This is a genomic window from Rhizobium sp. M10 (assembly GCF_002531955.1).
In the GTDB taxonomy this organism is placed as follows: domain Bacteria; phylum Pseudomonadota; class Alphaproteobacteria; order Rhizobiales; family Rhizobiaceae; genus Rhizobium; species Rhizobium etli_C.
In genome coordinates this window covers 158048-170512 of record NZ_NWTA01000017.1, presented here as the reverse complement: position 1 = coordinate 170512, position 12465 = coordinate 158048, and the positions used below count along the sequence as shown (strand labels likewise).

The following is a 12465-nucleotide window of genomic DNA, read 5'->3' as shown; positions in this document are numbered from 1 at the left end:
ACAACGACCATGAACACTCAAGCAGTCACCGAAACCCTCGCCGCCGTCAGGATGCGCGACGTGAGGAAATCGTTTGGCGGCGTGCACGCATTGCGCGGTGTCAGCCTGACGATCCAACCCGGGACAATCCATGCGCTGGTCGGCGAAAATGGCGCCGGCAAGTCTACGCTGTTGAAGATCCTGCAGGGCGTGGTCACACCCACGGAGGGATCCATCGAGGTTTTTGGCGAACACATGTCGTCAAGCTCTCCGGAGAATTCCCGCAGGCTCGGCATTGAGATGATCTTCCAGGACCTCAGCCTGATCCCCACCCTCACGGTCGCCCAGAACATTTTCCTCAACCGGGAGCCCCGCCGCCTGTCGATCTTGGTCGACGAGCGCAGGGAAATCGCACAGGCAGCCGAGATCATCGGCCAACTCAACCTCAGGGTTGATCCGAGGACGCCTGTTTTTGAACTCAGCCCCGGCCAGGCCCAGCTGACCGAGATCGCCAAGGCCATCCACCAGGACGCCAGGATCCTTATCCTTGACGAACCAACCTCGTCGCTGAGCGCACAGGAAGCCGACACTCTGTTCGGCATGTTGAAGAAGCTCACTGCGGCGGGAACAGCCGTGATCTACGTTTCCCATCGCATGACCGAGATCATGACGATCGCCGACGAGATTACAATTCTGCGTGACGGTCAGAACGTGACCTCCGGGAAGACATCCGAATTCACGCTCGACTCGATCGTGCAGCACATGGTCGGCAAGCGTGTCACCGGTTTCCAATACCAGGCGCGCGCCATTGATCGCAGCGGCAAACCCGCGCTGAGCGTACGTGGCCTTTCGGGCCCTTCGGGAAAACCCAGCGATGTCAGCTTCGACGTTCACAGGGGCGAGATTGTGGGAATAGCAGGCCTCATGGGCGCTGGCCGGAGCGAGCTTGCCCGCCTTCTTTTCGGCGTCGATAAGAAAACTGCGGGAACCGTAGAACTCGGCGACACTGCCGTTGAGTTCAAGTCACCTTCGGATGCGATCAAGGCTGGCATTGTGCTTGTTCCGGAGAGCCGCCACGAGGAAGGTCTGGTTGTCGAGCACAGCGTCGGCGACAATCTTGGACTGCCGCAGATCGGTCAGCTCGTCCGCGGTCCCTTCATCGACCGTCGACGCGAGGGAACACTGACCTCCGATCTCATCAAGCAACTGAGGATCAAGACGCCGTCCGCTGACAACAAGGTCAGGAACCTTTCCGGCGGCAACCAGCAGAAGATCGTTATTGCCAAATGGCTAGCGATTGATCCTTCGGTTGTCATTCTCGACGAACCAACAGCAGGCGTAGACATCGGTTCAAAGGCCGAGATCGTTGAACTCATTCGGAGCGTCGCCTCCTCCGGAAAGTCCGTCATCGTCATCTCGTCGGAACCAGCCGAGCTTCTGGCAACAAGCGACCGCATCCTGGTCATGAACAACGGACGTCTCGCGCGCGAAATCGAGCGCGACGAAATCGAAAGCTGGGCCACGATTGCCGGCGACGAAACTCAATCTCCGCTGATCCGCACCGAACTCGGTCTGCAGGTCGCGATTCAGAAGGCAACCCAAAATGTCCACTGAAGCCAAGACATTGAACACAGAGACGGATGCAACCCACATGCGGCCGTGGCACAGCAACTGGCGCGACTACGTCGTCTACATCGGCTTCGTCGTCATCTTCATCGTCTTCGCGATCCTGCTGCAGGATCGCGGATTCCTATCTTCAAACAACCTGCTCAACATCCTGCGGCAGACTGCGATCGTCGCTATCGTTTCCATGGCAATGTCGTTCGTACTCTCGGCGGGCGAGATCGACCTCTCGGTCGGAGCCATAGCCGGACTGTCGTCGGTGGTCGCTGGCCTGGTGCTGAGCAAGTACGGTCTATTCCCCGGCATTCTCGCGGGCTTGACCCTCGGGCTGCTGGTAGGCGCCGTAAACGGCGGCCTGACTGCCTATCTCAACATCCCGTCGTTCTTGGTGACACTCGGCATGATGGGGATCGCGCGAGGGGTCGGAATGTGGGTAAGCGGCACTTCGCCTGTTCCAATTATCAACGATACGTTCATTTTCGTCTTTGGTTCCGGTAACATCGGCCCTGTTCCTGTCCTCGTTGTCTGGGTCGCCGTTCTGGGCACGATCGCCCATATCGCGCTCCGAAAGACACCGTTCGGCCGCAAGGTCATGTCGGCAGGCGGAAACTCGGTCGCAGCTCGCTACAGCGGCGTCGATGTCCGGAAAATCAAGTTCCAGGTGCTGCTACTGACGGGGATGGCCGCTGCGATCGCTGGCATGCTCTATGCTGGACGCCTGCAGTCTGGACGCTTCCAGCTTGGCGAAGGCGATGAGCTGTCTGTCATTGCAGCCGTGGTTCTCGGCGGTACCAGCCTATTCGGCGGACGCGGCACCGTGATCGGTTCCATCGTCGGTGCCCTGCTCATCGGTGTCATCAACAACGGTCTTATTCTTGGCGGCCTCGACTACAGCCAGCAGCTCATCGCGCGCGGAATGCTCATCATCCTGGCTGTGGCGGTCGGCCGAAGCCGCTAACCTGGAAGGTTCTACGGAGGTATTACGATATGAGAGTTTTAGTCACAGGCGGCAGCGGCAAACTGGGTAGAGCCACGATCAAGCATCTGGTTGAGAGCGGCCACGACGTCATCAACGCGGATACGATCGCTCCGCCAGAAAACCTCTGCCCCTTCGTCAGGGTCGATTTCGAGGATATGCGCGCCACGATCGAGGCGATCAGTGGCTTTGATTGGGACCACAATCGCAACACTGAAGCCGTCGTCCATCTGGCCGCTGTGCCGATGCCGGGGCGCGTTGCTCCTGCGGATGTTTTCCGGGTCAACACCATTTCGACGTTCAATGTTTTCGAGTCATGCCGCTTGCTCGGCATCAAGAACATCGTGTGGGCGTCGAGCGAGACCCTGCTCGGCATTCCTTACGAGATCAAGCCTGACTATCTGCCCGCGGACGAGAATTATCAGTCGCGCCCGGAAACCTCCTATTCCCTCTCGAAGCATCTCGGCGAGGAGATGGCAAAGCAGTATTGCCGCTGGGACAGCGAGCTCAAGATCGTTTGCCTACGCTTCTCCAACGTTATGGACGAGAGCGAGTATGCGGACTTCCCGGCCTTCGAGCAGAACCCGGGTAGCAGACGCTTCAACCTTTGGACCTATATCGACGCCCGCGACGGGGCACAGGCGATCCGTCGCTCGCTCGAGTGGAGCGGCAAAGGTGCCGAGGTGTTCATCATCGCAAACGACGATGGGGTCATGACCACCTCCAACGAGGAACTCGTCAGGAGGTGGTATCCGGGGGTCCCGTTCAAGAAGCAGATCGGGAACAACGAAACCTTGCTGTCGATCGACAAAGCAAAGAGCGTTCTCGGATACCAGCCTGAACATAGCTGGCGAAAATATGTAGGCTCCTGAGAAATCAGCCAGCTTGAAGGGAAAGAAAATGCCGACCAGGAAACAGACAGCACCGGTCTCAGAGATCAAAGAGGACGCCTTCGCGAAAACAATGACCGCGACAGCGCACCTTCGGTTGCGCCAGCTCATCCTGGATAACAAGTGGGCGCCCGGTTACCAGGCGACCGAACAGGAAGTCGCGTCCCAGTTGGGGATGAGCCGGACGCCCGTAAGGGAGGCGCTCATGCGCCTCCAGCAGGACGGACTTGTCTCGGTGATCCCGAGGCACGGAATGCGGGTTCTGCCGATTTCTATTTCTGACATGAAGGAAATTTACGAAATCCTGACGTCGCTCGAGAGTACGGCTGCAGAGCTTGCCGCCAGCCGCCAGCTTTCCGAGGATCAACTCCGGGGTCTCGAAAAGGCGACGGCCGACATGGACCATGCGCTTTCACAAGATAATTTGGAGCGCTGGGCGCAGGCGGACGCAAGATTTCATGAGCAACTGCTCGACCTTGGCGGCAACCAGATGCTCAAGTCGGTTGTCCTCAATTTCATCGACCGCGCACATCGCGTCAGGATGGTGACGCTGAAGATGCGTCCCAAGCCGGTTAACTCAACCCGCGAACATGCAGAACTCGTGCAAGCAATCCGCGAAGGCGACCGCGAAAAAGCAAGAAACATTCACAAGGCGCACCGCGAGCGGGCAGGCAAGGAACTGCTCGACCTTCTCGAGCGCCTCGGCCTCAACCACCTCTAGGACAGGTTTCAAATGTCATCGTTGTACAACACTCTCAAGATCGCAGTCCTTCCCGGCGACGGGATCGGCAGGGAAGTCATGCCTGCCTGCCTGGAATTGATCGACGCCGCCGTCAGCCAGGCGGGCGCGCCACCGCTCGTGTTCGAGACGCATCAGGCCGGTGCCCAGCACTACGCGGAGACCGGCGAGGCCCTGCCCGCCGCCGCGCTCGAGGCCTGCCGGACATCCGACGCAATCCTCTTCGGCGCGATGGGCTGGCCCGACATCCGCTTCCCGGACGGGACGGAAATCATTCCGCAGCTCGACCTGCGCATGGAGTTCGGCCTGTTTGCAGGTGTCCGTCCGATCCGGTGGTTTCCCGGCCTTCCGAAAGTGCTGTCCGATCCTCGCGCCGAAGGAATCGACTTCGTGTTGGTCCGCGAGCAGACAGAAGGACTGTTTTATGCGCGTGGCCGTGGCGAAGTGCTAAACGACCAAGAGGCCTACGACACGATGCAGATCACGCGGGCCGGCACCGAGCGCGTTACCGAATTCGCTTTCCAGCTGGCCGCCCAGCGCAAACGTCGCGGCAAGACCGGCACGGTGACCTGCGTCGACAAGGCGAATGTCTTCAGTTCGATGGCTTTCTTCCGGAAGGTTTTCGATGAGATCGCCGCCAAGCACCCCGAGTTGCAGAAGGACTATGCCTATGTCGACGCGCTGGCGCTCAACATGGTGAAGAAGCCTTGGACGCTTGACGTGCTGGTGACCGAGAACATGTTTGGCGACATCCTTTCCGACCTTGCGGCCGGTCTGATCGGCGGCATGGGTATGGCCCCTTCGGCGGACATCGGCGATACGCACGGCCTCTTCCAGCCGGCACACGGGACCGCTCCCGATATCGCGGGCAAGGGCGTCGCCAATCCGGGCGCAATGTTCCTGTCGGGAGCGATGATGCTCGACTGGCTGGCGGTGAAGCACGGGGATCAGCGGCTTGCTGACGCCGCCGGGCTGATCGAGGCCGCGGTCGAGCACACCTTGTCGACCAAGATCGCGGTTCCAATGGAGTATGGCGGAAGCGCCAATTGCGCGGAGATGACGCGCAGCGTGATCGGCGCTCTGGGTGCCGTCCGCAAGGAGGTCGCATGAGTTCGGCATCCACAGGCTTTGTCGTGGTCGTAGAGTTCGTCGTTCGAAACCAGTTCGCCGATAATTTCGATGCGGCGATAATCGAGAATGCGGCGACGTCGCTGCGCGACGAACCGAACTGCGAAGTGTTCGATGTCTGCCGCGATCCTGAGCGGCCCGAGCGAATCTACCTCTATGAAGTCTATGGCTCAAGAGCCGATTTCGACTTCCACCTGAAGACGCCGCACTTCACGAGCTTTGATGCGATGGTTCGAGATTGGGTGGCCGAAAAGCGAGTGGAAACGTTCGAGCGCATTTCGTCCCACAAGAAGGAGGGCGCAAGATGACCAGCAGCGTCAAGGCGATTGTCTTCGACACGTTCGGCACTGTCGTCGACTGGCGGGGTTCGATCATCCGCGATCTCACCGCCTGGGGCGCGGCGGAGGGCCTGCAGATCGACTGGACCGGTCTCGTCGACCGCTGGCGAGACCATTACAATCCCCAGAAAGCGCGGGTGCGCAGCGGCGAGTTGCCGTGGACGAACCTGGACGAACTTCACTTCGATGCCTTGAAGGCAGTGTTCGCAGAGATGGGGCTGGCCGAACTAGACCACGACCGGATGATGCACGTCAACAAGGTCTGGCATCGCCTGGACGGCTGGCCCGACACATCGCGCGGGCTACACCGGCTGAAGTCGAAGTTTATCATCGGCCCTCTGTCCAACGCCAATGTCGCGATTCTCGTCAATATGGCAAAGCATGCCGACTTGCCGTGGGACAACGTGTTCTCCTGCGAGCTTTTCCAGCACTACAAGCCCGATCCTGAGACCTACCTCGGGGTCTGCAAACTCCTTTATCTGGAGCCCGGGGCCGTCATGATGTGCGCTGCCCACAACTACGATCTTGCCGCCGCGCGCAGCCTTGGCCTTAAAACCGCATTCATCGCACGACCCACCGAATACGGCGAGGGCCAGACGACCGACCTCACAGCCGAGCAGCGCTGGGATTACGTCGCCGACGACCTCGAAGACCTCGCCCGACAACTCGGATGCTAGAAGAGAGAAAGACAATGCAGACATACAAGATGTTCATCGACGGCAAGTGGGAAGACGCTGCCAACGGAGATACGTTCGAGACGAAGAACCCTTTCAACGGGCAGACCTGGGCCGCTATTCCGAAGGGCGGCAGGGAAGATGCGGAACGAGCAGTCGAGGCTGCGCACCGCGCCTTCACGAGCGGTCCGTGGCCGAAGCTCACCGCGAGCGCCCGCGGACACCTTCTTCGGCGTCTTGGCGACCTGATCGCCGAGAATGCGGAGCATCTCGCGACGATCGAGGTTACGGACAACGGCAAGCTCATCAACGAGATGCTGTTTCAGCTCAAATACATCCCGCAGTGGTACTACTACTTCGGCGGGCTTGCGGACAAGATCGAAGGAGCGGTCATCCCGATCGATAAGGCGGACACCTTCAACTTCACTCGTAATGAGCCGCTCGGCGTCTGCGTCGGGATTACGCCGTGGAACTCCCCTCTCCTGCTGCTCGCCTACAAGCTGGCACCGGCACTCGCCGCAGGGAACACATTCGTGGCAAAGCCCTCGGAGTTCACGTCTGCTTCGACCCTTGAGTTCGCAAAGCTCGTCGAGCAGGCTGGCTTTCCCGCCGGCGTCTTCAACGTCGTCACAGGGTTCGGCGCAGATGTCGGCGAGACGCTGACGACCCACAAGTACGTCGCCAAGATCGCTTTCACGGGAAGTGAAGGCACCGGGCGCAAGATCGGCGAGCTTGCAGCGCGCAACTTCAAGAAGGTTACGCTTGAACTCGGCGGCAAGAGCCCGCACATCGTCTTCGACGATGCGGAGATCGACAATGCCGTCAACGGGGTGATCTCCGGCATCTTCGCTGCCACCGGACAGACATGTATTGCGGGCTCACGATTGCTCGTGCAGCGAAAGATCCACGACCAGTTTCTCGAGAAGATCGTCAACCTCGCAAAAACGGCGAGAATGGGCGATCCGCTCTTGACGTCGACGCAGGTTGGCCCCGTGACGACGCCGCCGCAACTCGAGAAGATCCTCGGCTATATCAACATCGCAAAAGGCGAAGGCGCCGAATGCGTTCTCGGTGGGGGGCGGCCGGACAATGCCGAGCTCTCCAGGGGCTGGTTCGTCGAACCTACGATTTTCTCCGGGGTCCGAAACGACATGCGCATCGCGCAGGAGGAGGTCTTCGGCCCGGTTCTGGCGGTCATCCCCTTCGACAGCGATGAGGAAGCCGTGCATATTGCCAATGACACCAATTACGGGCTGGCCGCGGGCTTCTGGACCCAGGACATGCGTCGTATCCTGAAGGTTTCGGCCGCTATCCAGGCTGGCACCATCTGGGTCAACACTTACCGCGTCATCAGCTATATGTCGCCGCTGGGAGGCTACAAGCACTCCGGCATCGGTCGCGAGAATGGCATCGCCTCGATCCAGAACTACATGCAGACGAAGAGCGTGATGATCTCGACCGCTGAAGACGTCGCCAACCCCTTCATCATGAGGTGATTCATGGTGGCCGCCGGAAAGTTGCTGGTCGGCTGCGTCGCCGACGATTTCACGGGAGCGACCGACGTCGCGAACATCTTCGCGCGCGCCGGCCTCAAAACGACGGTGCTGATCGGCGTTCCTGAAGACGACAGGGACATTGACGCCGACGTAATCGTTGTCGCCCTCAAGACTCGAACGACACCTCCGCAAATGGCGGTCGAGGAGTCCTTGGCCGCGCTGCGATGGCTGCGTGGCTGTGGCGCGCAGAAGTACTACTTCAAGTACTGCTCGACGTTCGATTCCACGGCGAAGGGCAACATCGGCCCGGTCGCCGACGCGATGCTTGCGGAGCTTGGCCAATCCATAACGATCGCCTGCCCCGCCTTCCCTGCCAACGGCCGGACGGTTTACAAGGGCAACCTGTTCGTCGGCGACGTGCCGCTGGACGAGTCCGGCATGCGCAATCATCCGTTGACGCCGATGACAGACGCGAACCTGCTGCGGGTGCTCGGGCCGCAGTCGCGGGCCGAAATCACCGGATGCTATTACGAGACGGTGAAGCAAGGGGCGTCCGCCATCGCCGAATGGGCCGCCCCCATTCACGGCGACGGCACGCGTATTGTCGTCATCGACGCCCTGGCTGACGAGGACCTTGTCGAGATTGCCCAGGCATTCAAGGATCTCGTGCTGTTCACCGGTGCGTCGGGCCTGGCATATGGGCTGGCTCGTGTTCTTCTTGCCGGCGGGAACAGCCGCGACGCTGCCGTTACGACTGACTTGGAAGAAGGCTACAGAGCCGTCGTCTCCGGTAGCTGCTCGGTCGCAACCAACGGACAGGTAGAGGCGATGCTCGCAGACCACGAGGGTTTCCGCGTCGACCTCTCAAAGCTGGCGGACGGCGGCGATGTCGTCGGCGAGGCCGTCGAGTGGGCCTCGTCCCGTCTGGGCCGCAAGCCTGTTCTCATCTATGCGACGGCTCTGCCCGACGAGGTGAAGGAAAACCAACGCAAGTTGGGCGCCGCGCAGTCCGGCGAGATGGTCGAGGCCGCCCTCTCCTCAATCGCGCGAAGGCTCGTCGAGAAGGGTGTGAGCGATCTCATCGTCGCCGGCGGCGAGACGTCGGGAGCGGTGGTGAAGTCGCTCGGCGTCGACCAGCTCTCGATTGGCAACGAAATCGCCCCCGGAGTGCCGTGGGTACACGCAAAGAGCCAGGGGCGATCTCTGTCGCTCGCGTTGAAGTCCGGCAACTTCGGCGAACGGGACTTCTTCATGAACGCTTGGGACCGGCTACGATGATAGGCTCCATATCTGAAGAGACGAAGGTCCGCGACGAGATAGTCGAGGTCGGTCGCTCGCTCTTCGACCGCGGGCTGACCGCAGGATCGACCGGCAACATCAGCGTCCGTCTGTCGGACGGTCGAATTTTGATGACGCCCACCAACGCTTCGCTGGGCGTGCTCGATCCAGCACGGCTGTCCTGCTTTTCGGCGGAAGGCGTGCATGTCGGAGGTGACAAGCCCACCAAGGAGGCGTTCCTCCACAAGTGCATGTATTGCGGTAAGGACAATCGCCGAGCCGTCGTCCACCTGCATTCAACCTATTCGGTTGCCGTCAGCTTGTTGAAGCAGGTCAACGAGCGCGACGTTCTGCCGCCCCTGACCGCCTACTATGTCATGCGTATCGGTTTCCTGCCGCTCGTGCCGTATTTTCCTCCCGGAGACGAAGCGCTGGCGGCGGCGGTGGGAGCCGCCGCCGCGAACCATCATGCGGTGTTGATGGCAAACCATGGACCTGTCGTCGCGGGCAAGTCCCTAAAGGACGCCCAGTACGCGACAGAGGAGTTGGAGGAAACGGCGAAGCTCTTCTTGCTCTTGCAGAACCACGAGGTCCGGCCGCTCACCGCCGAGGAAAGGGCCACCTTGATCAATCTCTCGAGGTGACAAGAGCGCGTTACGAACCAGGAGGAACCCAGCGGTCTGGGTGCCGTAACCTGCACTCTCGTTCGTGCCATTGTGCGGCCCGTAAAGGGGAAATGCCATGAAACTTCTGGTCACTGGAAGCAGCGGACGAATCGGGCGCGCGGGGATTGAACGCCTTCTCGAAGAGGGGCACGAGGTCATCGGAATCGACGAGGTGCCGTCATCCGACATGAGGTGCCCGTTCGCCCGCGTCGATATGCGGGACTATGGCCAGGTCCTTGATGCGGTCGCCGATATCGAATCCGGGATTGATGGGATCGTCCATCTTGCTGCGATAGTAGGCGCGAAAGTCGCTGCGAGCACGCACATATTTCACACCAATACCGCCATCAGCTACAATGTTTTCCAATCTGCAAGGATCGCGGGCATAAAGAACATTGTTTCTGCGAGCAGTGAGACCTTGCTGGGCGTCCCGTTTGACGATCCACCTGCCTATTTTCCGGTCGATGACAAGCTGACCTCGAAGCCTGAGAGTAGCTACGCGCTTTCCAAACTTGTAGACGAATCCGTCGCAGCCGAATTCTGCCGCTGGGATCCCGCGCTCAAAATGATCGGCCCGCGGTTTTCTTGGGTAAAAGAGCCCCACCAATATGATGCAATGAAAGCTTGCGAAGATAATCCCGGCGTTCAGAAATGGAACCTGTGGTCCTATGTTGACAGACGGGACTGTGCCCAGGCCATTTCGCTTGCGCTCAACGCAAGCCTCAATGGTTTCCATCACTTCGTGATAGCAGCAGATGATACCGTGTTGGCGCGGCCCACACGTGCCCTTAGGGCTGCTTATTATCCCAATGTACCGCTACAAGGACAACGTGCTGAACATGGCAGTCTTGTCTCAAGCCTAGTGGCCCCGAGACGTTCTATGATATCGCCCGAAGTACAGCTGGCGTGACATACCAGCGGGGGTCTCCTAGCTTCTTAGGCTGCTGTGACCTTTCAAAAGAAGGTCGAACGCGGATCAGCAGATTTATCATATCCGGGCGGGCTTCCAAGTTGCTTGCATTCGCTTCATAAGGTTCGCCGATGTTTGCACTTCTGAAAATGGGGAACACAGACGTGATTTCGAAGGGTGCGGAAGAAGCAGCGTCGGCAACGACGTCTCCTTGTGTACAGATCTCTCGTCCAACTGCTTTCAAACAGCAGACGGCAGACTTCAACTCCGAGCTTCACGCTCGACCGTCGATCTATTTCACCGGTCCGGCAATTGTTGAGCACGTTGCTTTCATGCCCATAGACGGTGTGATCAAGGAGTTCCACGACAGTCTCGAAGCTGATGGCACGATTTCGGTTAGAGTCGAAAGGCACACTGAATTCGTGACGGTTACGCGCGTCCGGAAACTTGACAGCGAGCCAGGGGGCTGGCCGGAATCTGACCTCCTTGAAAGTGATTTTGCCGAGCTCGCAGGATTGAACTCACCGCTGCTCGTTTGTCACGTCAGCATCCTTGTCCTCGGGAACCCTCCTGACAAGCTGGGACCGGTGCTGGAAACCTTCGGCTTCGGTGATACCGCCGCCTCATTGATCGGTGGGGGCGCGGCGCAGGTTTGCTCCGATTTTCGTGTTCGAGGGGACAATTCAAGTAGAATTATCCTGTTCAACAAGGACCTGAACGCACACCGCCTGGGGCGCATGGTACGCCGCATCTTCGAGATCGAAACCTACAGATCCATGGCGCTTCTCGGATTGCCGGAAGCGCGTCGTCTCGCCCCGCTTCTCGGCGGATATGACACGGAGTTGGTTCAACTGACCAATCGCAATCTTCGTACGCCCGCACATCAGCACAAGCAATTGCTCGAGGAGATTACCGCTCTCTCATCCCATGTCATTTCGGCCACCGCCGAGACCAGAAACAGGTTCGGCGCAACCGCAGCCTACGCCAAGATCGTTGAGGAGAGGATCGCGCTTTTACGGGAAACGCACGTCGTCGGCTTTCAACGCTTCGGTACCTTCGTGGAGCGGCGGTTCAAGCCAGCGGTGCGTACCTGTGAAGCGACCGCCTTGAGGCTTGAGCAACTATCGAGGGCCGCGATGCACTTGCTCGACTTGTTGCAAACCCGAATTCAGGTCGAGATCGAATTCCAGAACGCGACACAGATCCAGGCCATGGCTGATCGCGCCGCGACGCAGGTCAAGATCCAGCGCGCGGTCGAAGGCTTTTCGATCATTGCAATAAGCTACTATTTGTTGAGCTTGCTGAAGTTCGTGTATGAAACGGCAGACCACGCTGGGTTCCATTTCGATCCAATGATCATGCTCGTCGCTGCTCCGGTCGTTGTGGGATCTGTTGTGATCACTATTCTGCGCGTCAAGCATGCGCTGAAAGCAGAGAGCTAGCGGCGCGCAACCTCGCCTCAACAAGCTCGATCAATCAAGCAGCTCTTGAGTATCTCCACGAGGCGGTTCAGCGGAGGCGGTCATCTCTTCTTCAGGTAATGGCTCGCTCGGGGACTGCGTTTTGAATCTAAGATTTGGCAGGCATTCTCGCCACCACGACGTCGGCGACAATCAATAATGCCAGAGACGACGCACTTTTAGCTTTGCCGAAAATTCCGATGGGAGCTTTGATCCGGTTGATCGGCCTACGCAATAGCCGTCGTCGGCCAGAGCCTTGATCCGCTCGCCAGCCGGCTGAGGGTTCTTTCGATCGTATCCTGCATTGGC

At 59.3% G+C, this 12465-nt stretch carries 12 protein-coding genes; all 12 read left to right on the top strand.

Features of this window, described 5'->3' with window-relative positions:
* Positions 1-9 precede the first annotated feature (9 nt).
* The 12 genes from CO671_RS23280 (at position 10) to CO671_RS23225 (ending at position 12138) form a co-directional block, all read left to right on the top strand.
* Positions 10-1593, top strand: a complete 1584-nt coding sequence (locus tag CO671_RS23280) for a sugar ABC transporter ATP-binding protein (protein WP_013984663.1) — start codon at positions 10-12, stop codon at positions 1591-1593.
* Complete coding sequence (locus tag CO671_RS23275) at positions 1583-2560, top strand: ABC transporter permease (protein WP_004129795.1); 978 nt, start codon at positions 1583-1585, stop codon at positions 2558-2560. The genes CO671_RS23280 and CO671_RS23275 overlap by 11 nt, the downstream gene beginning before the upstream one ends.
* A 29-nt stretch (positions 2561-2589) precedes the next feature.
* Positions 2590-3450, top strand: a complete 861-nt coding sequence (locus tag CO671_RS23270) for an NAD(P)-dependent oxidoreductase (RefSeq protein WP_004129798.1) — start codon at positions 2590-2592, stop codon at positions 3448-3450.
* 28 nt (positions 3451-3478) lie between these two features.
* Complete coding sequence (locus tag CO671_RS23265; RefSeq protein ID WP_004129802.1) at positions 3479-4189, top strand: GntR family transcriptional regulator; 711 nt, start codon at positions 3479-3481, stop codon at positions 4187-4189.
* 12 nt (positions 4190-4201) lie between these two features.
* Positions 4202-5317, top strand: coding sequence for an isocitrate/isopropylmalate dehydrogenase family protein (locus CO671_RS23260; RefSeq protein WP_097607894.1), 1116 nt, complete (start codon positions 4202-4204; stop codon positions 5315-5317).
* Entirely contained in the window at positions 5314-5643 is a 330-nt protein-coding gene (locus CO671_RS23255) for a putative quinol monooxygenase (RefSeq protein ID WP_028753516.1), read from the top strand. The genes CO671_RS23260 and CO671_RS23255 overlap by 4 nt, the downstream gene beginning before the upstream one ends.
* Positions 5640-6350: a haloacid dehalogenase type II gene (locus CO671_RS23250; RefSeq protein ID WP_004129810.1), complete on the top strand. Its 711-nt coding sequence runs from the start codon at positions 5640-5642 to the stop codon at positions 6348-6350. Before CO671_RS23255 ends, CO671_RS23250 begins: the two co-directional genes overlap by 4 nt.
* A gap of 14 nt (positions 6351-6364) precedes the next feature.
* Positions 6365-7843, top strand: coding sequence for an aldehyde dehydrogenase (locus CO671_RS23245; protein WP_028753517.1), 1479 nt, complete (start codon positions 6365-6367; stop codon positions 7841-7843).
* Positions 7844-7846: 3 nt separating this feature from the next.
* Positions 7847-9121, top strand: coding sequence for a 3-oxo-tetronate kinase (otnK, locus tag CO671_RS23240; RefSeq protein ID WP_004129826.1), 1275 nt, complete (start codon positions 7847-7849; stop codon positions 9119-9121).
* Positions 9118-9765 (top strand): 3-oxo-tetronate 4-phosphate decarboxylase, encoded by a 648-nt coding sequence (gene otnC / locus CO671_RS23235; protein ID WP_004129830.1) that lies wholly within the window; start codon positions 9118-9120, stop codon positions 9763-9765. Before otnK ends, otnC begins: the two co-directional genes overlap by 4 nt.
* A gap of 97 nt (positions 9766-9862) precedes the next feature.
* A complete protein-coding gene (locus tag CO671_RS23230; protein WP_097607893.1) occupies positions 9863-10696 on the top strand; it encodes an NAD(P)-dependent oxidoreductase in 834 nt (277 codons plus the stop codon).
* A 164-nt stretch (positions 10697-10860) separates the two neighbouring features.
* The gene (locus tag CO671_RS23225; RefSeq protein WP_097607906.1) at positions 10861-12138 is read left to right on the top strand and encodes a DUF3422 domain-containing protein; all 1278 of its coding nucleotides are present in this window, start codon (positions 10861-10863) and stop codon (positions 12136-12138) included.
* The last annotated feature ends 327 nt before the right edge of the window (positions 12139-12465 follow it).